Source organism: Prevotella sp. khp7, assembly GCF_900109055.1.
Classification (GTDB): domain Bacteria; phylum Bacteroidota; class Bacteroidia; order Bacteroidales; family Bacteroidaceae; genus Prevotella.
On the sequence record NZ_FOIV01000001.1, the window covers coordinates 664,138 to 687,109 of the forward strand.

At 48.1% G+C, this 22,972-nt stretch carries 18 protein-coding genes and 1 pseudogene; 2 read left to right on the forward strand and 17 right to left on the reverse strand.

The window, feature by feature from the left end; genetic code table 11:
- Positions 1 to 2: 2 nt before the first annotated feature.
- The 5 genes from BMX82_RS02910 to BMX82_RS02930 are packed head-to-tail and all read right to left on the reverse strand — an operon-like array spanning position 3 to position 6,178.
- A complete protein-coding gene (locus BMX82_RS02910; protein ID WP_255396535.1) occupies positions 3 to 1,022 on the reverse strand; it encodes an endonuclease/exonuclease/phosphatase family protein in 1,020 nt (339 codons plus the stop codon).
- A complete protein-coding gene (gene nhaC / locus BMX82_RS02915) occupies positions 1,009 to 2,418 on the reverse strand; it encodes a Na+/H+ antiporter NhaC (RefSeq protein ID WP_091765904.1) in 1,410 nt (469 codons plus the stop codon). Before nhaC ends, BMX82_RS02910 begins: the two co-directional genes overlap by 14 nt.
- Positions 2,419 to 3,954, reverse strand: coding sequence for a peptide MFS transporter (locus BMX82_RS02920; protein WP_091765907.1), 1,536 nt, complete (start codon positions 3,952 to 3,954; stop codon positions 2,419 to 2,421). It lies immediately after the preceding gene.
- 3 nt (positions 3,955 to 3,957) lie between these two features.
- Positions 3,958 to 4,797: a porin family protein gene (locus tag BMX82_RS02925; protein ID WP_255396536.1), complete on the reverse strand. Its 840-nt coding sequence runs from the start codon at positions 4,795 to 4,797 to the stop codon at positions 3,958 to 3,960.
- A gap of 22 nt (positions 4,798 to 4,819) precedes the next feature.
- Complete coding sequence (locus BMX82_RS02930; protein ID WP_036913086.1) at positions 4,820 to 6,178, reverse strand: PBP1 and LysM peptidoglycan-binding domain-containing protein; 1,359 nt, start codon at positions 6,176 to 6,178, stop codon at positions 4,820 to 4,822.
- A gap of 179 nt (positions 6,179 to 6,357) precedes the next feature.
- Here BMX82_RS02930 and BMX82_RS02935 point away from each other — a divergent pair.
- Positions 6,358 to 6,660 (forward strand): annotated as a pseudogene (locus tag BMX82_RS02935) (gliding motility-associated C-terminal domain-containing protein); the annotation flags it as partial.
- 3 nt (positions 6,661 to 6,663) lie between these two features.
- Complete coding sequence (gene uvrA / locus BMX82_RS02940; RefSeq protein ID WP_091765910.1) at positions 6,664 to 9,489, forward strand: excinuclease ABC subunit UvrA; 2,826 nt, start codon at positions 6,664 to 6,666, stop codon at positions 9,487 to 9,489.
- A gap of 429 nt (positions 9,490 to 9,918) precedes the next feature.
- On the opposite strand, the gene BMX82_RS02945 is transcribed toward uvrA, so the two are convergent.
- The 12 genes from BMX82_RS02945 to BMX82_RS03000 form a co-directional block, all read right to left on the reverse strand.
- Complete coding sequence (locus BMX82_RS02945; RefSeq protein ID WP_091765914.1) at positions 9,919 to 11,343, reverse strand: NADH-quinone oxidoreductase subunit N; 1,425 nt, start codon at positions 11,341 to 11,343, stop codon at positions 9,919 to 9,921.
- 20 nt (positions 11,344 to 11,363) lie between these two features.
- On the reverse strand, positions 11,364 to 12,884 hold the full coding sequence (locus BMX82_RS02950) for a complex I subunit 4 family protein (RefSeq protein ID WP_036913097.1): 1,521 nt from the start codon (positions 12,882 to 12,884) through the stop codon (positions 11,364 to 11,366).
- Between the two features lie 4 nt (positions 12,885 to 12,888).
- On the reverse strand, positions 12,889 to 14,880 hold the full coding sequence (gene nuoL, locus BMX82_RS02955) for an NADH-quinone oxidoreductase subunit L (RefSeq protein WP_091765917.1): 1,992 nt from the start codon (positions 14,878 to 14,880) through the stop codon (positions 12,889 to 12,891).
- 29 nt (positions 14,881 to 14,909) lie between these two features.
- Positions 14,910 to 15,218, reverse strand: a complete 309-nt coding sequence (nuoK, locus tag BMX82_RS02960) for an NADH-quinone oxidoreductase subunit NuoK (protein WP_036913104.1) — start codon at positions 15,216 to 15,218, stop codon at positions 14,910 to 14,912.
- Entirely contained in the window at positions 15,215 to 15,730 is a 516-nt protein-coding gene (locus BMX82_RS02965; RefSeq protein ID WP_091765920.1) for an NADH-quinone oxidoreductase subunit J family protein, read from the reverse strand. Before BMX82_RS02965 ends, nuoK begins: the two co-directional genes overlap by 4 nt.
- A 6-nt stretch (positions 15,731 to 15,736) precedes the next feature.
- The gene (locus BMX82_RS02970; protein WP_036913109.1) at positions 15,737 to 16,282 is read right to left on the reverse strand and encodes a 4Fe-4S dicluster domain-containing protein; all 546 of its coding nucleotides are present in this window, start codon (positions 16,280 to 16,282) and stop codon (positions 15,737 to 15,739) included.
- 9 nt (positions 16,283 to 16,291) lie between these two features.
- Positions 16,292 to 17,380 carry an NADH-quinone oxidoreductase subunit NuoH gene (gene nuoH, locus BMX82_RS02975; protein WP_036913111.1) on the reverse strand — a complete coding sequence of 363 codons (1,089 nt, stop codon included), beginning with the start codon at positions 17,378 to 17,380 and terminating at the stop codon, positions 16,292 to 16,294.
- Positions 17,381 to 17,392: 12 nt separating this feature from the next.
- Entirely contained in the window at positions 17,393 to 18,955 is a 1,563-nt protein-coding gene (locus BMX82_RS02980; RefSeq protein WP_036913114.1) for an NADH-quinone oxidoreductase subunit D-related protein, read from the reverse strand.
- A complete protein-coding gene (locus BMX82_RS02985) occupies positions 18,952 to 19,686 on the reverse strand; it encodes an NADH-quinone oxidoreductase subunit B (protein ID WP_036913117.1) in 735 nt (244 codons plus the stop codon). Before BMX82_RS02985 ends, BMX82_RS02980 begins: the two co-directional genes overlap by 4 nt.
- Positions 19,677 to 20,027, reverse strand: a complete 351-nt coding sequence (locus tag BMX82_RS02990) for an NADH-quinone oxidoreductase subunit A (RefSeq protein WP_036913119.1) — start codon at positions 20,025 to 20,027, stop codon at positions 19,677 to 19,679. The genes BMX82_RS02985 and BMX82_RS02990 overlap by 10 nt, the downstream gene beginning before the upstream one ends.
- Positions 20,028 to 20,179: 152 nt before the next feature.
- On the reverse strand, positions 20,180 to 21,697 hold the full coding sequence (locus BMX82_RS02995) for an alkaline phosphatase family protein (protein WP_091765923.1): 1,518 nt from the start codon (positions 21,695 to 21,697) through the stop codon (positions 20,180 to 20,182).
- Positions 21,694 to 22,959, reverse strand: a complete 1,266-nt coding sequence (locus BMX82_RS03000; RefSeq protein ID WP_317039578.1) for an AGE family epimerase/isomerase — start codon at positions 22,957 to 22,959, stop codon at positions 21,694 to 21,696. The genes BMX82_RS02995 and BMX82_RS03000 overlap by 4 nt, the downstream gene beginning before the upstream one ends.
- Between the last annotated feature and the right edge of the window lie 13 nt (positions 22,960 to 22,972).

Consider the following 22,972-nt stretch of genomic DNA (forward strand, 5'->3'; position numbering starts at 1 on the left):
TATTACCACGATAAACGGACAACTAACGGAAGATGGTCGCTATAACCAGGTTGATAGCGCATACCATTGTATGTCCGACGAGGTTTGAATCCTCCATATAGCCGTTCTTCCTCCAGAAGAAAGTATGGTGCATGGATGAAGGCCTTTTCAACCTTATTATATATATAAGGGGAACCCAGTATATGATCGATTTGTTCCCAATGGCCTTTATAACGATATGTGCCTCGAACATCTTTGGGAGCTGAAGACTGCCACGTAAGACTCTTGATGCGATGTCTGAAAATCTCTTGCATCACAGGACTATCAATATCATCATTGAAATCGCCAGCTATCAGGATTCCTGGTTGCGATGATACAGCACAGATAGAATCTATGCTCTCACAAAGGCGCTCTGCCGCTGCTTGACGGAAAGGACGACTATAATGTTCTCCACCATATCGGCTCGGCATATGGACAACAAACACATGCAGCGTATCACCAGAAACAACATGTCCACAGGCATAGAGGATATCACGCGTAGGACGCATACCCTCAACAGGTTTAACACGGATACTATAGCTGGATATTGGTGCAAAGGAAAACGGAGAATATAACAAAGCAACATCAACACCACGAAGATCCGGCGATGAAGTCATCATATATTCATATCCCGCATTCCTTAGCAATGAGCGCTTCGTAAGGTCATGCATCGTTGAATCGTTCTCGACCTCACAAAGCGCAATCATGTCAGGGATACCATCATCAGAACAGGAAAGCAATTCCTGAGCAATGTTGTTCAACTTGCGCCAGTAACGTTTCTTTGTCCAATGGCGCGTTGCCTCCGGCAAATATTCCGTATCGTCTTTCCCCTCGTCATGAGAATAATCAAACAGATTCTCACAATTGAGTTCGACGAGAGTGAACTGCCGCTGCGCAGCAGCCGAAAGGAAGTAAAAGGAAGGCAGAAGAAGAAAAAAGAAGATAAAAAACATATGTCTTATACCTCCTTCTATCTTCCTATATCTTCTTCTATCTACTTTCATTCCGTTTGATTTTCCAGCCAATGGCAGCAACGACGATACTTGTTACCGGCGATAAGAAATTGAAAAAGCAATAAGGCAGATAAGTAAGTGTAGCCACCCCAAGTACTGTGCTTTGCGTGAGTCCACAGGTGTTCCAAGGCACCAATACCGAGGTCACCGTTGCACCATCCTCACAACTGCGGCTCAACAAGCGGGATTCGCACCCCATCTTCTTATAAGTATCCTTGAACATAGAACTTGAGAGCATTATCGACAGATACTGGTCGGCAGTGGCGATATTACAGAAAATCGCAATTCCTACAGTCGAGGCAACCAGTGATGCAGTACTCTTCACAAAATGCAAGACCTTACGCATCAGTTCCTGCAACTGTCCCGTAGCCGTCAGTGCACCACCAAAGGTCTGAGCACAGATAATCAGCCAGATGGTTGGCATCATACCAGCCATACCACTTGTATGTACCAATTCATTCAACATAGGAACTCCCGTCTCAATGTTCGTGCTACCATAGCAGACCTGCATCATTCCTTTGTATGAGGCCAGCAAGCCCCCGTCCACATCACCAGAGATGGTATGAACCAGCGGTATCTGAACTATTAAAGCCACAATAACAGCCAACAAGATCGCTAAAAACAGAACAACCATTGAAGGCCAACGACGTGCTATCATCACTCCCGTCAGCACAGGAACGACCAGTAACCATGGAGAAATGACAAACGTTCGCTGAAGACCATCCATGAATTCTACCACATTGCCATGTCCTTGCACATCCATTGTAAAACCTGCAATAAAGAAGATGGTCAGAGAGATGCAGAACGTGGGCACGGTAGTATAAAGCATATACCGGATATGAGTAAAGAGTGGTGTTCCCGACACACTTGAGGCTAACACTGTTGTATCAGAAAGTGGCGACAACTTATCACCAAAATAAGCGCCAGTGATAATAGAGCCGGCTATCCAACCATCGTCGAAACCATGGGCCTTACCGATACCCATCAGCGCTACACCGATAGTAGCTACCGTAGTCCACGAGGAACCTATCATCAAACTAACCAATGCACATAGCACACTGCTGCTGACAAGGAACACCTCGGGACGGATAATCTGCATGCCATAGTAAATCATCGTCGGCACGATACCCGACACCATCCATGTACCACCGATGGCGCCAATCAATAATAGGATAATAATTGCCGGTGTACAACTGGCTATCTTATCCGTTATCTCTTTCTCAAGATTCTCCCATTCCAGACGTTTCGTGAAATGACCAATAAGTACACTCACGGCAGATGCTGCCAACAGGGACACCTGCGATGCACCATCCAGTGTTGCGCTGCCGAAAGCAGCAACGCAACACGTGATGAGCAATATTAAAACTAAAAATGGGATATATACCATTTAGCAGACTTTCTCGAGTCGTTTCATCATAGCGAACATGAAGATGGCGGCCACGAGGCAGACACCAAGAAAGACGCTCCAGCATATCCAAAGGGGAACAGCGCCCCAGAGCAGACCGCCTACCACTACGAGCTGGTTACCGATAGCCGTAGCCACAAACCAGCCACCCATCATCATACCCTTATACTTGGGAGGAGCCACCTTAGAAACAAACGAGATTCCCATGGGCGAGAGCAGCAGCTCACCGAAAGTCAGCACCAGATATACCATTATCAGCAGGTTCGGAGTGACGTCAGCCACATGAACAGCCACAGGATTGCCATCGGGACCGATCTCCGTCTGAGGCATAGGCAAGCCGAATGAAGAGAAAGCCATCAGTGCGTATGCTACGGCAGCCACAATCATACCATAGGCAATCTTACGAGGTGCCGATGGTTCCTTTCCTTTAGCAGCCAGTGCTCCAAAGATTGCCATCGAAACAGGGGTCAGTGCCACTACATAGAAGGGGTTGAACTGCTGGAAGATTGGAGCAGAAACAGTGATACTACCATCAGCATCATATTGCAGGCAAAGGAAAGCCAAAGCCATACAGATGACAATGGCAGAAATGGCCTTACCCTTACCAGTCTTTGACTGGAACAGTGAGAACAATGCATAGACTATGAAGATGACAGCCACAAGATTCCACACATTGAAGCACATCGCCTGCAAGCCTTCAGCCGACTGTGCGGTGAACTCGTCAGCAAAATAGGTCAGCGACAATCCATTCTGATGGAATGCCATCCAGAAGAAGATGACCACAGCGAATACGAGACACAGAGCCACAATGCGCTGCTTGGTCTCTTCCTTCGACAGCTCTGGCTCTGCTGTTGTCGTGTCATCCTTAACAGCAGCCTTCTTCGCGCCACCCTCCGTATGACGGAAAGTTGAACGGAACACATAATAGATGGCTATCGATAAAATCAGTGAGGCACAAGCCACAGCGAACGAGAAGTGATAAGCATCGTTGCTTGAATAGCCTAAGACTGTTTCGGCATACTCCTTGATTCTGATGGCTGCGGTCGGAGCAAACAGAGCACCGATGTTGATAGCCATATAGAAGATAGAGAAGCCCGAGTCGCGCTTGTCCTTATACTTCGGATCGTTGTAGAGGTCGCCCACCATCACCTGAAGGTTACCTTTGAACAAACCCGTACCAAAGCCAATGAGCAGCAGGGCTGCCAGCATCACGACCAGAGCCGTGGTGTCACCACCAAGGGGAACAGACAGCAACAGGTAACCAGCGAACATAATCATGATACCCGTCGTTACCATCTTGCCGAATCCGAACTTGTCGGCCATGATACCACCAATCAGCGGGAAGAAATACACTAACATGAGGAACGCACTGTAGATAGTACCGGCTAAAGCAGGCGACAATCCATAGTTAGCTCTCAAAAACAAAGCAAAAACGGCAAGCATCGTGTAATAGCCGAATCGCTCACCAGTGTTGGCTAAAGCCAACGCGAATAATCCTTTCGGTTGTCCTTCGAACATAAGTTATTTTATTTTAGAATTTTTGGTTTTAATGATATCAAACAGGTAGGTACACTTAATGACGATATTGCCGAAATTAGAACGGCCAAAATAGTCACGCTTTGTTGAACCGTAGATGTTACCCAGACCGTAATAGTAACGGCCTTCAATCACGAAATGTCCCAAATGAGGGTTACTATACTCCACTCCAGCACCGACGGCAATACCATAGTCGAACTTATTCTCCACAGCCATTGTATCCTGAGCCACCACATGGTTGGCACGAACATTGGCATACTGATACTCCGGTCCGAAATAGCCCTGCTCTGATATATTAGGGTTGAAGGCAGGATCACGCACATCGAAATTACTCTCCGTCTTATCGTTGAGATAGAAACCTATCTGCGGACCCAGATGGATGAAACCCTGAAAGCCGTTACGTTCACGTCCCCATCCCAAGCGAGCCAGCAAAGGCACCTGTACGTAGGTCATCTTCCTTGAAAAACTGAGATTCTGTGAGGGATCAGTATGCAGCGGCACTGGCTGATCATTCATCGTGAGAATATTCTCCTTCCAACCTATCTGCGCATAGTTAACCTCGGCCGTTACGGCGCATATACTACTGAAATACTTCTCACAAGTGTAACGTGCCGATATACCACCTGTGACACCACCAAACATAGACTGGGGAACCTTTGGTACAAAAGCTACGTTACTCAACACATAACCACCGTTCACACCTATAGCGAAATCAGTACGATACTCACCTACCTGAGCCGATGTATTTAAGGGTAAAAGGGTAAGAAAGTATAAAGGTACGGCCTTTACCACACAGCATAGGAACCCTTTCATCACATTTCTCATCTACTTATTTTCTTTTTACTTTTCAAAACTTGATAGTTTCTATCTTATGGCTGGGGGCATAGTGAACCAACACAATAGACCTGTTGCGAAGCCCGCCATTGCCATAACGCTCAAACTTCAATGGTGTCTGCACCGGCTCATAGCCCAGCATACCTGCAGCGCCATTGAATGTCTTACCATACTTATGGAGTCCACGCAGGAAGAAATATGCCTGATCAAAACCCGTAATACCTAATCGTGGCAAACGGTTCTGCATATCCGAATGGAAGTTCTTGCGATAATTCTGTTCTATTCGTTGAGTTGATGGAGTCAACGGGTTATAGTTGAACGTTGATGGTATATAAGTATTATACTTATAGAAATTCTCCAAGTACGAACGATTGTACATCAACCACTCTGTATAGCCGAACATCGTGATATTTAGTTCTGGACTAACCACTTTCAGTCCGTCAATCTTCGAGAAGGCGACGCCCAACTCCTGAGAGCGAGCGGTATTGAGTATCACCACATTCGACTTCTTACGGCTAAACGCTTTTGAGAAATCATCTTCTCCCGACTTCAGACTAGTCACAGAATACTCCAGCCCGCGCTGTTCCAGCTGGCGGCGCACACCTGCGGTAAAAGGTCCCTTCTTACTAGTAGAGTCGTTACAGTCGATGATTACCGTATGGAAACCTTTGAACTGGTCGACAAACAGATTTACCGAAGCCTCGTTAATCTCGGCCTGTGTCTGATAAATCTGGAAGATATGACGGTTGTCATTCAGTTGGGGCGCATTGATTGAGAAAGGAATCACCAGCTTTATGTCATGCTTTGCAACAAAGGCCGACAGTGCATCCATCTGTTTGGAATATAGCGGACCGATAATCAAGTCGCACTTGGCGGCAGCCTCGTCGAGCAAAGTCTGACGGATATCCCAGTCCTCTGGGGTATTCCAGGCATGAACATCCACAGAGATACCCAGTTTCTTCACACTGTCACATGCCATCAACACACCACGATAATATTCTATCATCCGCTTGCCATCACCATTGATGTCGTGCAGCGGCAGCATCACACCCAGACGGATGGCGCGATTACGCACATCGTCGGCAGAAGCCTTGACCTCGGCTATTGGTTTTGCGGGCTTTGCCTGACCTGCCGCATAAGGAATCCTGAGCACTACTCCTTTCTTCAGTTCATAGCCAGGAGCCTTCATATCCGGGTTTGCCTCTATCAACTCATCTATGGTGATGTCGTACATCCGGGAGATACCGAAGATGGTTTCCTTCTTCTTAACCTTATGCAAGCCACGGATAGAATCAGTAACCTGGGCAGAAGCAATGCCTACAGCCAAGAAGAGTGCTATTACAAGCAATGAAGATCTTAATAGTCGTGTCATAAACTTCGAAATTAGCAATTTTCGCCTACAAAAGTACATAATAATTGTGATATATACAAATTATTTCGTATCTTTGCACGATAATGCAGATAAAAATGAGAATAAAACACATTCTTTCAGTCGCCTTGATGGCGTTTCTACCGCTTCTCGTTCAAGCACAGGATGACATACCTAATGCCAGTGAGAGCAAGCTGACATTCCCCAATGCCTTCTCGCCAAACGGCGACGGAATCAATGATATCTACAAGGCCAAAGAGCAACAGGGACTGGCAGAGTTCCATGCATACATCTTTAATAGAGGGGGACAGAAGCTCTATGAGTGGACCGACCCTGCTGAGGGCTGGGACGGCACCTACAACGGCAAGAATGTGAAAGAGGGTGTATACTTCGTACTCGCCAAGGCGAAAGGTGTAGACGGCAAGACGTACAACATCCGTAAAGATGTGAATCTGCTAAGAGGCTTTATCAATAGTGAGAAGTAAGAAATGAAGAGAGAAGACGATAAGATAAACGTATACGGAGCTCGTGTACACAACCTGAAGAATATCGATGTGGAGATTCCGCGCAATTCGCTGGCCGTGATTACCGGTCTCAGTGGCAGCGGCAAGTCTTCACTGGCTTTCGACACTATCTTTGCCGAGGGTCAACGACGCTATATCGAGACTTTCTCGGCCTATGCCCGAAATTTTCTCGGTGGCATGGAACGCCCCGATGTGGATAAGATAACCGGTCTGTCGCCTGTTATCAGCATCGAGCAGAAGACCACCAACAAGAATCCGCGCTCTACAGTAGGTACGACCACTGAGATCTACGACTACATGCGACTGCTCTATGCCCGAGCCGGAAAAGCCTATAGCTATGCCACTGGCGAGGAGATGGTGAAATATACCGAGGAGAAAGTGCTCGACATGATACTGAACGACTATGCGGGTAAGAAGATCTTCATCCTCGCCCCCCTAGTTCGCAGCCGTAAGGGACACTATCGTGAACTCTTTGAGGCCATGCGCCGCAAGGGCTATCTGAATATCCGTGTTGATGGTGAAATCATGGAGATTACCCGTGGCATGAAGGTGGATCGATATAAGAACCACGACATTGAGGTGGTCATCGACAAGCTGGCCGTATCGCCCAAGGATGAGGAGCGACTCAAGAAATCTGTACAGATAGCCATGAAGCAGGGCGAAGGTCTGATACTCATTCTCGATAAGGAAACGGGAGCCATTAAGCATTTCTCCAAACGCCTGATGTGCCCCACTACCGGTATCAGCTATAGCGATCCCGCACCCAACAACTTCTCGTTCAATTCTCCCCAAGGTGCATGTCCTTATTGCAAGGGCCTTGGTACAATCAACCAGATCGACCTTGAGAAAGTGATGCCCGACAAGAAGATGAACATCCACGACGGTGGCATCGTTCCCCTAGGGAAATACAAGAACCAGATGATCTTCTGGCAGGTGGAATCCATCCTCAAGAAGTATGAGTGCAACCTCAAGACCCCTATTCAGGACATCCCCGACGACGCCATGCAGGAAGTGCTCTATGGCTCACTCGAGAATGTACGTATTGACAAGGAACTGGTTCACACCTCGAGCGACTACTTCATCTCTTTCGATGGTATCATCAAATATCTGCGCAATGTCATGGAGAACGATGATTCCGCTGCCGGACAGAAATGGGCCGACCAGTTTCTGGCAGAGTGCGAGTGTCCTGAATGTCACGGGCAGCGACTCAACCGCGAGGCGCTTTCATATAAGGTATGGGACAAGAACATCAGCCAGCTGGCCTCGATGGATATCAACGAACTGCGCGAATGGTTAGACGAGGTAGAAAGCCACCTTGACCATCATCAGCAGCAGATAGCCCACGAGATTCTGAAAGAGATACGCACCCGACTCGACTTCCTGCTTGAGGTGGGACTCGACTATCTGGCCCTGAACCGTCAGTCGGCCTCGCTCTCGGGTGGTGAGAGTCAGCGCATACGCCTGGCCACGCAGATTGGCTCACAGCTCGTCAACGTGCTCTATATTCTCGACGAGCCCAGCATCGGACTGCATCAGCGCGACAATGAACGGCTCATTAAGTCGCTCAAGGAGTTGCGCGATCTGGGCAACACAGTGATTGTAGTAGAGCACGACGAAGACATGATGCTCAATGCCGACTATATCGTAGACATCGGTCCACGCGCCGGAAGAAAAGGCGGCGAGGTGGTGTTCCAGGGCACACCCAAAGAGATGTTGCAGACCAACACCATTACAGCACAGTATCTGAACGGCCAGCAAAAGATCGCCATTCCGGAAGAGCGGCGCAAGGGCAACGGACACAGTCTCGTCCTGCGCGGCTGCACGGGCAACAACCTGAAGCACGTAGACGTTGAGTTTCCTTTGGGCAAACTCATCCTCGTAACAGGTGTCAGCGGTAGCGGTAAGTCGACGCTCATCAACGAGACCCTCCAGCCCATCCTGTCAAAGCACTTCTATCGTTCGCTGAAAGCACCGATGCCCTACGAGAGTATCGAAGGACTGGAATATATAGACAAGGTGGTCGATGTCGACCAGTCGCCTATCGGACGAACACCCCGTTCAAATCCCGCCACTTATACTGGTGTGTTCTCTGATATCCGTTCACTTTTCGTCAACCTGCCCGAGGCCAAGATCAGAGGCTACAAGCCGGGCCGCTTCTCGTTCAACGTGAAAGGCGGACGCTGTGAGACGTGCGGCGGTAATGGTTACAAGACCATCGAGATGAACTTCCTGCCCGACATCCAAGTGCCCTGCGAGGAATGTCACGGCAAGCGCTACAACCGCGAGACCTTAGAGGTGCGCTACAAGGGAAAGTCTATTGCCGACGTACTCGACATGACCATCAACCAGGCTGTAGAGTTCTTTGAGAACGTACCCGATATCCTGCGTAAGATCAAGACCATTCAGGATGTAGGTCTGGGTTACATCAAGCTGGGACAGTCGTCCACCACCCTATCCGGTGGCGAGAGCCAGCGTGTGAAACTGGCAACCGAACTCTCCAAGAAAGATACGGGTAAGACGCTCTACATACTCGACGAACCGACTACAGGCCTGCACTTCGAGGATATCCGCATCCTGATGGATGTGCTCAATAAGCTCGTAGACCGTGGAAACACCGTCGTCATCATTGAGCATAACCTCGACGTCATCAAGTTGGCCGACTGGATTATCGACATCGGTCCTGAGGGCGGCCGCAAGGGAGGTCAGATTCTCAGCACTGGCACTCCAGAACAAGTGGCCAAGAGCAAGAAGGGTTACACCCCCAAGTTCCTTAAGAACGTGTTGAAATAAGCTATTCAGAAAGGGTTGCAAATATTGTTTACAAACGGTCTCGTGAGAATCGCGCCGTAGTCAGCAAACGGTCCAATGGTCGCAAATATGCGAGTTTTGGACCGTTTTCGTAAGTCTCTGATAACGTGCCCTTTACGGAAAAAGACAATTTCCCTCCTTCGTTAAGACGTCATCTTCGGGTACAAAACAAGTTGTTTTGTACCCGAAGAGACAATCTGCAATACCTTTAGAGACTATCTGAACCAAGATAAAACAACTTGTTTTATCTGAAAAGGTCCTGGGTTTGTCGTAATGAAACCCTAAGTTTGTCGTAATACAACCCATAGTTTCATTACGAGAAACCCGTTTCCTATCGGTTTTAACCAACAAAAGCGCCTCCCGCAGCTCTAGATTGAGCAAAGCGGGAGGCGCTTTTTAAGCATTATTTCTTTACATGCCAGCGGCAGCGATCCACTCGTAGATGCAGCTTACAACGCCGAAGAGGGCGATGCCTGCAGTACAGATGGCGAGGGCCATCTTCGTGTTAACGTCGCTCTGGAACGTTGGCAGCGGAGTGTCGGTCTTCGTGATGTACATAGCCTTCACAATCAGCAGGTAGTAGTAGAGTGACACTACTGTGTTGACCAAGGCGATGAATACTACGAAGTAAGCCAAGGGCTCACCGTTCTGGACACCAGCCATAAACACGAAGAACTTCGAGAACATACCTGCGAACGGAGGAATACCTGCCAGAGAGAACAGCGCCAAGGTCATGAGGAACGAGAGCTTGGGGTTTGTCTGGTAGAATCCGTTATAGGCAGCCATATCGGTGCGACCTTCGTTGTTGCGCTCCACTACGTTGATAACGGTGAAGACTGCCATGTTGGCTACGATGTAAACAAGTACATAGTAAGTAAGTGCAGCGATGCCCAACTGATTGTTACCAACCACGGCAAGCATGATATAACCGGCCTGCGAGATAGAGCTGAACGCCATGAAGCGCTTGAGTTCGCTCTGACGGATGGCAAACAGGTTGGCCACGGTAATAGAGAGAACGATGACTACATAGAGCATGTAATCCCAATACTCTACCATGGGCTGGAACACTTTCATAAGGATGGTGCACAGTGTGATGGCAGCAGCACCCTTGGAGATAACACTCAGATAACCGGTAACAGGGGTTGGAGCACCCTGATAGGTATCGGCCGTCCAGAAGTGGAAAGGCACGAGTGAGATCTTGAAGCCAAGACCACTGAAGAAGAATGCCAGACCCATGATGGTGAGAGGCTTGGCAGTAATCACTGCTGCGACATCATCGAAGTAGAGCGTACCTGTAGCGGCATAGATGAACGAGATACCAAACAGCATCACACCACTTGAGAAAGTAGCCACAAGGATGTACTTGGCAGCTCCTTCGGCTGAATTCTTACGATCCTTATCGAAGGCCACCATACATGCCAGAGGCACAGAGGCAGTCTCAAGACCAAGGAAGAACAGCAGGAAGTTGCCACTCGACATCATGACATACATACCGAGCAGGGTGGCGAGAATCAACATGTAGAACTCACCAGCCAAGTGCTTACGGGTCTCAACCCACGACTGGGCCATCATCACAACGATAAACGTACCAAAGGCCAGGATGGTCTTCATAACATTCACGGCTGCCGACGACACATAGAGTCCGCCGAAGGCCTCAGAGGGCTGGATGCCGAACATCAGGATGGTCTGACACAGCAACAGGGTAGCTGTCAGCTTACCAAGCACACTGACCTTACGCTCGCTCTTCATCAGACTGAAGTCGGCCACAAACACTATCAAAAGCCAGAGAACGAGTAATGCCTCAGGCATCATATTTAAGAATTGTCCGTAATTCATATCTTAAGTCCTCCTAACTTTTACATGACACCAATTGAATGAAGTATGCTGCCTGCCGCAGGCGAAATCATATCGCTGAAGAAGAACGGCATACAACCGAGACCAGCCACACAGAAGATAAGGCAGATCACTGCGACGCGCTCATCCCATGTAGCATCGGTGAGCTCGAGGAAGTGCTTGTTCTCTACCTCGCCATACAGAATCTTACCGACAACACGCAGGATGTAGACTGCCGTTACGACAATCGACGTACAAGCGATGATGGTAGCCACCATGCGGAACGATGTGTTGGGATCGCCATCCATCGGATGGGCAGTGAATGCGCCAACGAAGATGCTCATCTCAGCAATGAAGCCAGAGAAACCGGGAAGACCGAGGTTGGCCAGACCGGCAATCACATAACCAACAGCGAGGAAAGGCATAATCTTCATGAGACCAGCCAGCTCACGGATGTCACGAGTGTGGGTACGACCGTAGATCATACCGATGAGGGCGAAGAAGAGAGCCGTCATCAGACCGTGAGACAGCATCTGGAGCACAGCACCGGTTACAGCCGTCTGACTCATCATCAGCAGGGCGAAGAGCACCAGACCACAGTGTGACACTGAAGAGTAAGCATTGATATACTTCAAGTCGGTCTGAACGCAAGCACTCAAGGCACCATAGACTACAGAGATTGTAGTCAGGATGAGGAAGATCCAAGAGAGATCCTGAGCAGCATCAGGCAACAGGTACATAGCTACACGGAAGCAACCATAGCCTCCGAGCTTCATCAACACACCGGCATGGAGCATAGACACGGCGGTAGGCGCTGAGGCATGACCGTCGGGGCTCCATGTGTGGAATGGGAACAGGGCGCCCAGCACACCGAAACCAATGAAGATGAAGGGGAAGAACACGTTCTGGATGTCGCTCGGAATCTTATGGGCAGCGGCAATCTTGGTGAGCTCAAAGGTGTATTCGCCACTGTAGAGACCGTTGAAATAATAGATACCCAGCAGTCCGAGAATCAACAGGGCTGAACCTCCCATCAGCATCAGCGTAAGCTTCATGGCCGAATACTCCTTACGACCACTACCCCATACGCCAATCAGCAGATACATGGGAATCAGAGCCACCTCATAGAACATGAACATGGTGAAGAGGTCTGTTGAAATGAAGAAACCATATACACCCGTTGAAAGGAGTGTGAACCAAAGGAAATACTCCTTTGTCATGGGCTTCAGCTGCCATGAAGCAAATGTGCCAGTGAACACAATGATACTCGACAACAGCAGCATGACAACAGAAATGCCATCGACACCTACAGAATAGGCAATATTAAGAGGCTTGAACCAGGGCACACTATAAGTAAGCAGCATCTCAGCCGTATTACCTGCAGCACGCTCCTGAACGAAATAGATCGTCAGCCAGATAGAGAGGGCCAACAGGCAGCTGGCACCCGTCACCATCACGCCACGCACCTGATTGAGGTTCTTTGCCAACCAGAGGCAAAGCAACATCAGAGCGGGGATTACTACGAATAATGTTAATATACTCATATCTTTAGATGCATAAAAGGATTAATGTTAATGCAACCGTACCAGTAAGGAACCATACGGCATACTGACGGACATCGCCACTCTGCCAAGGACGGATACTCTCACCAGCCTCGTTGGCACCCCATGCCAGGAAGTTGAATGTACCATCAACGACATGACGGTCGAACCAAGCGATAGGCGTGCTGACGCAACGGAAGATAATTCGATGTGTTACATACTGCCATATCTCGTCCTGATAGAAACGCTTGTAGGCTGCACGATGCAACTTGGGGAACGTCTTATACAGTCGATCGGCAATTGGCTGGGTTTCACCTTTATAGATATAGGTGGCCAGACAAATGCTCAAGATGGCAATAATCGTAGATGTAGCTGCGATCTGTGGATCGAAGTGAATGGTGTACTCCTCACCGCTTGCAGTAACGAAACTGCCGAAAGAGCCGCCCCATCCGAGGAAACCACCAAGCGTGGTGTAAACACCAACACCAACAGTAATCACACAAAGCACAATCAGAGGAATGGTCATTGTGAGCGGAGCCTCATGAGGAGTATGATGCTCATGGGCCTCCTTATTCTCTGTTCCCCAGAAGATGCCGTAGTACAGACGGAACATATAGAAAGCAGTCATTGCTGCAATGCCTGTCATGATCCATCCTACAACAGGACTGTAGTGCATGCAGGCAGTGATAATCTCATCCTTTGAACTGAAACCAGAGAAGAATGGAATACCGGCGATGGCCAGACAAGAGATGAGGAACGTGATATGCGTAATCGGCATGTACTTGCGGAGACCACCCATGAAAGCCATCTCATTTGAGTGAACGGCATGGATGATACAACCAGCACCAAGGAACAAGCAAGCCTTGAACATGGCGTGAGTAAACAAATGAAACATACCAGCCATGAAACCAAGCTGTGCGTGATTGTCCCACATACGCTCGTGACCTACAAGACATACACCGAGTGCCACCATCATGAAAGCAATCTGAGAGATTGTCGAGAAGGCCAGCACACGCTTGATATCGCTCTGGGCACAAGCCACAGCAGCAGCATAGAAAGCGGTGAACACACCCACCCATACCACGATGCTCAGAGCCTCGGGGGCGTACTGAAGCCAGAGAGGGAACATACGGGCAATCTGGAACACACCAGCTACCACCATCGTAGCAGCATGGATGAGCGCAGAAACAGGTGTAGGACCTTCCATGGCATCTGGCAACCAGATGTGCAACGGGAACATGGCACTCTTACCGGCACCACCAATGAACATCAGCGTGAGAGCTGTAGGGATGATAAGTCCACCGGCAGTAACAGCCTTCAGCATGTTACCAGGGATGAACGGAGTTGAACCAGCGCCCATTACGATATCGGTACCCTGATCGGCAAACCAGAAGCTGAATGAATCGGTAAAATAACCAAAGGTCAGAATACCAATGAGGAAGAACATATCGGCAAAACGCGTCACGATGAATGCCTTCTTAGAAGCAGCAATAGCGGGCTTCAGAGGGTAGTAGAAACCGATGAGCAGGTATGAGCTTACACCTACCAACTCCCAGAACATATACATCTGGAAGATGTTGGTAGCTAATACCAAGCCCAACATAGACATCGTGAAGAGAGAGAGGAAAGCGTAATAACGCTGAAATCCCTTCTCACCATGCATGTAGCCGAATGAGTAGATATGAACCATCAGTGAAACCGTAGAGATAACAATCAGCATCATTACGCTGATAGGATCCAACAGAATACCGAGGTCGAAGTGCAGATTGCCCAGAGGCAACCAAGTGAAGTTATAGGGGACAATTGTCTGATAGACACCCTCCACACGATCAGCAGTGAAGTACTGGAACGCTGTGAGGTAAGACAGAATTGTCACTATAGCCAGTGAACAAGTGCCGATAAGTCCGGCAACTTTATGTTGCATCTTCATGCCAGCCAGTCCAAGAACGATGAACGACAGCAACGGCAGAAGCATGATAAATAATGTGTATTCGAACATATTCTTTACCTTTTTACTTTTTTACTTTACTATCGTTTCATATTCTGAATAGCATCAACACTATCGCTCTTGAAGTTGCGATACACATTGATGATGATGGCAATAGCCACAGCCGACTCTGCGGCTGCAACACCAATCACAAAGAGCGTCATGAACATACCCTCCATTCCATTGGGATAGAGAAGGCGGTTGATGGCGGCAAAATTGATATCAACGGCATTAAGTACCAACTCGACAGAAATGAGCATGGCAATCAGGTTACGACGAGTGACGAAACCATAGACACCGATAAAGAACAACAGAGCACTAAGTGCGAAATAACATTCAACAGGTATCATTGCTTATCCTCCTTTCTTGCTACAACCAAACCTCCGATGATACATGCCAGCAGGAATACTGAGATGAACTCGAAAGGCAGTACATACTGATACTTCTCTGAACCAACGAGTGCCATACCGATTTCCTTCATCGGCACCTCTACATTGGCAATCTCCTGAGTATAGAAGCCAGTCTTCAGCAAAATCAGGCTAACCACTACCAAGCCTGCAAAGGCTGCCAGTGCTCCACCTATCATCTTGCCAGACTTAACTCTCTCCTCAAGTCCCTGAAGAGTACGCTTGCTCACCAACTGGATAGCGAACACATAGATCATCGTAACGCCACCGGCATAGACAGAGATCTGAGCGGCCCCCAGGAATGTATAGTCAAGCAGAAAATAGATACCTGCCACACCAAAGAGCACGAACAACATATAGGTTGCGGCTCGCATAATCTTAGTAGTTGTCACGCAAAGCAGCGCTGAAGCCACAATGACAACCGCAAGAATGCAAAACATTACTATATTTCCCATACGGCGTTACTTAGTTTTAGTATTAAACTTACCAACCTCGAGAGGAGCGCCACCATCAATCAGGTTAGGCAGTGAACCACCCTTGTAAACCTCCTTGTTCAGGTGAAGTACCAGCTTACTGCGATCAAACACAGCGTTCTCGAAATCGTTTGTAAACTCAATTGCGTCGAAGTTGCAGGCATTAGTACAGAGCTGACAGAACATACAGTCGCCCAGATCGTACAGATAATCATCGAGCACCTTCTTTTTCTTGCCTGTCTCAGGATCTTCCTCCATGTGAGCGGTAATCTTGATGGTTCCATTAGGACAGGCCTTCTCACACAATGTGCAAGCCGTACACTTGTAGCTGCCGTCCTCGTTGCGCTTGAAAGTCAAGCGACCACGATGACGCTTTGCCACATGAAGTGTGGTCTTGCGGTTCTCGGGATACTGCTCAGTTGACTTGTTGGTGAAGAAATCCTTGAAATATTCCTTCCAAGTAATCTTCATGCCAGTAGCCAAAGTCTTGACAGCATGTCCGATTTCTCCGAAATATGATTTATTATCTTCCATTGCTATACCTTATTTAATATATAAGCCAAGAGCTACTACTACAGTCATAATCACAAGATTGAGCAGAGCCAGCGGCATGAGATACTTCCACTCAAGTTTCAGAATCTGGTCGATACGCAGACGAGGGAACGTCCACTTAATCCACATCAGAATCCAAACCAGGAAGAAGGCCTTACCCAAGAACCAGACAATACCTGGGATATAGTTCATCACCTCGTCGAAGGCATCTATACCGATGTTAACGGGAGCCCAGCCACCAAGGAATACGGTAGCGGCAATACCAGCGATGATAAAGAGGTTGAGGAACTCTGCGAGATAGAAGAAGCCAAAGCCCATACCAGAGTACTCTGTATGATGACCGGCGGTCAACTCACTCTCAGCCTCCGCCATATCGAACGGACCACGGTTAGCCTCAGCATTACCTGCTACGAGGAAAACGAGGAAGGCAATGATGGCAGGAATATGTCCTTGGAAGATTAACCAGCGCCAAGGACCAGTCTGTGCCTCAACGATACCACTCATCTGCATTGTACCTGTCAGAATCACAGCAGTAATCAGACAGAGGCAGAGCGACATCTCGTAAGAAATCATCTGCACAGCACCACGCATAGCCGAAACAACAGAATACTTGTTATTTGAGCCCCATCCTGCAAGGAAGATACCTACTACGCCAATCGAAGAGATGGCTGTGAGCAGGAACACACCCACATTGAAATCGAGCACCGTAGCACCATTATTCCAAGGCAGGAAAGAGAAAGCGCCAACAGAACCGAAAATCACAAGGATAGGAGCAACGATATAAAGCAGCTTATCAGCACGGTCGACGATGAAGATCTCCTTAATGAGCATCTTAAATACGTCGGCAAACACCTGAAGCAAGCCCCAGTAACCTACTCGCATCGGGCCAAGACGGCACTGGAAGTAGGCACACACTTTACGCTCCATGAATATCAATGCGATTGCAAGCAGGGCATATCCGGCCAGAATGCCAGCACCCACCAGCACGCACTCAATCAATATCGACAGAAAATCTCCTAATCCAAACGTATCTCTCAGGAGAGCGTCGAACCATTGTGTAACAATACTAAAATCAAACATAATCCTTCGCTTTTATCTGTCAATATCAGGAATTACAAAGTCAATAGCAGCACCTGTAGCTACAAGGTCGGCAATCTTCTGACCACGCAGCATCGGATCGAGCGCACCAGTCAGTGAGAGACCCATGGGTCGCATCTTCAGACGATACGGGCTCTTATCGCCACGAGAATCAAGATATACACCGAATTCACCGCTTGCACCCTCAACAGCGAAATACCACTGTCCCTCAGGTACCTTGATAATAGGCTTCTGCTTCACGTAGAAATCACCCTCAGGAATGTTGTCGATGAGCTGCTCAATGATACGCAAGCTCTGGTACATCTCCTGAATATGACAAGTGTAACGATCCATCGTATCACAACCTGTCATTGTTATCTGATCCCACTCAACCTTGTCATACATATCGTAAGGATGATTCTTACGCACGTCGTTCTTCCAACCAGAAGCACGTCCGGCAGGACCTGTAACAGCGTAAGAGATACAGTCTTCCATTGACATAGGACCAACCTTCTCGAAACGGTTGTGTGTGATAATATTATCACCAAACACATCAACATACTCCTGAATGATGGGCTTCATATATTTGATAAGGTCCTTCACGTTCTTCACGAAGTTCGGATCGATATCATCCTGCAAGCCACCAATGCGGTAATAGTTCTGAATCAGGCGACCACCTGTGGTCTCCTCCATCGCGTTGAGCACGTGCTCACGGTCACGCATTGAATAGAGGAATGCTGTCAGAGCACCCATATCCTGAGCACAGCAGCCAACATACAGTAAGTGACTGTCAAGACGCTGCAACTCGTCCATGATAGTACGGATATACTTGATGCGATCGGTAAGTTCTACACCCATACCTTCCTCGATGACGCCCACCAAAGCATGACGATGCATCATAGCAGAAAGGTAGTTCAAGCGATCGGTCAGAGCCAGAGTCTGAGGATAAGTCATCGACTCACACATCTTCTCGATACCACGATGGATATAGCCGAGATGTGGATAAACACGCTTCACCGTCTCACCCTCAAGCACAGTCTGCAGACGAAGCACACCGTGGGTAGAAGGATGCTGAGGACCTATGTTCACAACATAGGCATCAGGACCGAAGAGCTTATTCTGCTTAGACTGGAGAACACCATCCTTGTCAAGATAATACTCCAGACCGTAATCAGGCTCGTTATCGTCATCAAGCGTATAAGAATCATCGAATTTCCAATCCTTACGGAAGGGATATCCTTTGAAGTCGCTACGAAGGAACAGACGACGCATGTCTGGATGACCGAGGAACACGATACCGAAGAAGTCGTAAACCTCACGCTCCAGCAAGTCAGCCACATGCCAGATATTAGAAACCGTAGGAATATATGGAGTTTCTTTCTGAGTCTTAGCCAGCATCTTAACACTACAACGTTCATGGGTTGTAGTATTCTCTAAGATATAGATACAGCCAAGGCCTTCCTCGCCAAAATCTTCACCAACAATGGTAATCAGATAGTCAAAATGCTTCTTCTCCTTCAAGTTCTGCATCTCTGAGGCGAACTTGTCAAAATCGAATGATAAGAATTCTAATTTCATGCCTTGCCCTCCTCTACTTTAGTTTCCGTCTGTGCAGACTTGATCTCTTCAACAAACTCCTGGGGTACATCCGTTATAACCATCGGCTCACGGCGATGATCGCCTAACTTATTGCGGAATGTAAGTTCCTCGTTAGAAACACCGAGTTCACGCTCTTCCTTGGTCTGTTTGTGATTGGCGCCTCCAAAGAATTTCTCAATCTTCACCTTACGCTGCAGCTGCATCATGCCGTACATGATAGCCTCTGGACGCGGAGGACAACCTGGGATAAACACGTCAACGGGCACAATTTCCTCGATACCCTTTACTACATGATAGCTCGACTTGAATGGGCCACCGCTGATAGCACAGCCACCTACGGCAATCACATACTTGGGCTCTGCCATCTCATCGTACAGGCGCTTCAGCAGCGGAGCCATCTTGTGTGTAATCGTTCCTGCGCACATAATCAGGTCGGCCTGACGGGGAGAGTTACGCGTAACCTCGAAACCGAAGCGGGCGAAGTCATAACGGGCGCATCCGCAGGCCATGAACTCAATACCACAACAAGAGGTTGCAAAGGTAAGCGACCATAGTGAGTTACTACGTCCCCAGTTTATCAGCTGATCGAGCGAACCCGTCAGGACATTGACACCACCCTCATGGAGCTGGTCGATAATCTTCTCTAACGAAGCATTGTCATTCCACTCCTCGTAGGGGATGCTTTTGATGTGAGGCTTTCTTACTTCCATTCCAAGTCTCCTTTCCGCCAGGCATATGCCAAGCCTAAAACCAGAACTACTAAGAAGAAACCAATGCTCAGCAATGCCATAGCACCGAACTCCTTCACAACCACAGCCCACGGGTACAGGAATACTGTCTCCACGTCAAACATCAGGAACAGGATGGCGAACAGGTAGAATCCCACACTAATAGGCAACCAGCTGGACCCTCGTGTGGGAATACCACACTCATAAGGTTCACCCTTTACCTTTGCATAAGATCGCGGACCAATCAACTTAGCGACAACGTAAGCCCCCGCCACCAATGTCAAAGCCGTCAATAAAACGGTAATTAACAAAGTAAAGTTCATAAATAATTTATAATGTTATAACAATATCGTTCTCGTTCTTAAGCAGTTAGGGCAAAAATGAAAGTACCTTCACGGCTTTTCAGCTGCAAAGGTACTAATTATAGTTGTAAAACTAACGAATATTTATAAAAAAATCGTTAATTATTGTATATTCAGTCGTCGATTACTTCGGTGATTGCTTCTCCGACACAAGCATTTGGTTGCTGAATATGGAGCTTCTGACATATCGTTGGAGCGATGTCGGTGATATGCACCTCACGACTGGTAGCGCCATGCTTCACGTTCCATCCATAGAACAACAGGGGGATATGGGCATCATAGGGGTTCCATTCACCATGAGTTGTTCCCACTGGCGACGACCATCTGCTGAACTCATACCATCCTGGCTCAGGAACAACAAAGATATCACCAGAGCGACGAGGATGATAGCCCATCAATGCACGATAACGAATCAGATCAGGGATGGCGGCATTCTGAACATGTTCGAAGTCGGCCACAAACTGCACATGGGGAGCAGTCTTCAGGAAGTCAACAATCGTCTTGCGGACCTTAGCCTCGTCAAGACCCTGTTCAGCAATATACTTCTTATTGAGATAGATGCGATATGCCAACACTGAAGAAATAACCTTCAGGTCAGTATTCAGTTTCTCTTTCAGTTCTTTTTCCAACTGAGGAGCTATCTCATCCGACCACTTCCATGCGCCGCCTCCAAGCTTATGGTCAATCATAAACTGGAAATTATGAGCTGCGCCATGATCAGCAGAAAGGAAAAGCAGATAGTTTCCCTCGCCCACTTGGTCGTCCAATGCCTTCAGTAATCGTGCGATATCTTTGTCGAGTTCAATATAGGCCTCGTCCGTATGTTCGCCTCGAGTACTCCACTCATGTCCGATAACATCGGTCTGCGAGAAGCTGACACAAAGCATATCAGTGGCCTCGCCCTTACCAAGAGATTCACCCTTCAAAGCCGCGATAGCCATATCAGTGGTGATATGTCCGCATAGAGGATATAAGCCTACCTGTTTGCCCACCTTCTGGAGTTCCTTGTTTTTCTTCAGTTCAAGATTATAGCTCTTTGCCCAATCAGGAAGTTCCGTACGATAATAGGTACTTGTGATGAACTGTCCGTTTTCCGTGTCAAGCCAATAAGCACCGTTGGCACTTCTACCGGCAGGGAGAATAGCTGCACGGTCTTTATATGACACGCCTATCACCTTCGACTTAAAGTCTGTATGCAACCTGATCTGATCGCCAATCGTCGATGCCAACAGGTTCTTGGGCGACATACATCCTTTCTTGCGATTGTCAGAACCTACAGGATCTACAGACTTATCATCGGTACAATAAACGGGCACTCCATCAATCTGGAAGTCATTACCACAGATGCCATGGAAAGCTGGCGTTGTGCCTGTATAGGCTGAGGTATGACCGATGGCTGTTATGGTAGGGATGTAGTTAATCAGACAGTTGTCACAGCTATATCCCTTATTAATCAGACGCTTCAGTCCGTCATCACCAAACTGATCATAATACCTGCCCAGATAGTCCCAACGCATCTGGTCTACCATAATTCCCACTACGAGCTTCGGACGCTCGTTAAATTTTGTCTGCGCCTGTAGCTGAGCCGACAGACACATTGTCATTGTAATAAATAGTAATAGTTTTTTCATATTTCCTTTAAACGTTCTATAATTTCCAAACACATACGGCTGTTATGGTAAGGGCACTTCCAGAAACCGGCCTTATCATCAACGGTATTCAACGTACCATCGGAATGACGGCTCCAGTGCCACTCCCCATTGTCCCAGTCAATCAGTTGAGTCTTGATATACTCCCAACAGCGTACGGCACGCTCTAAGGCCTGCTCATCGCCAAAATACTGATAGAGGTTAAACCAACCCACCACGTTTTCGGCCTGCACCCACCAATGCAGATCATCGTCAACATGGCCTGTATCCAGATTGGCCTCATGAATCATCGAGCCATCTGGCCGCAAGCCCTTTTCTGAAGCTTTCGCCACTTCACGCACCACCTGCTCCACTTTCTGCAGCACTTTCTGGTCGCCCAATACCAGCGCAGCCTCATGCAGCAGCCACGAACATTCAATGTCATGTCCATAGCTCTCCAGATGACCAGCGCCTCGCGTCCAATCCATCTCAAAGAACAAATCGAGATGATGGGTCTCAGGGTTCAGGATATTATCAGTAAAGATATTAATCAGGTTGCGCAGCGAGGCTTCTACACCGACAATGGTTTCCTGAGGAACACTAATCCCCACAGGAAGTACCGATCCGATGACTGGTACATAGTCGCACGATTCCTGAGCACGCATTTCTTTAAGACACCTCAGCAGATTTGTATAGGGCTCGATAATGTGCAGATGGGTGTTCTGCGACTTAGGATAGTTGGCGTCGAGCTCTGAGAGTCGCATATCTGCAATTTCTTCCCACTCTCGCGTACAAGCTTCAATATAGCCGTTATGCTCGCGATCCAAGGCGTGTTCTTCTATGCAGTCATAGAGTTGGAGTGCATAGTCCAGCGTCTCCCTATCACCCGTAGCCCTTGTATACTCCGTTAGCGCATAGATGACAAAACCGATAGCATAGAACTGCTTCTTGGTATCAAGGGGATTACCCTTATAGTCGAGGCTCCAGTAAACGCCACCATACTCCTTATCGATAAAGTGGTCGATGATATAGTCCTTTGCACGAGTGGCAGCCTCCAGATACTCCGGATTGGCCAGCACGCGATAAGCAGCAGAAAACGACCATAGAATACGGGCGTTGAGGATGGCGCCTTTCTCTGCCTTAGGATGGAGCACCCCACTGCCGTCGATACGTCCATAGAAGCCTCCATTCTCATGGTCGACCATTTTATCGAGCCAAAAGCGCAGGATGTTCTTTTCCAAAACATCCTGCATCTCTTGCTTCATTGTTTCTACGTGC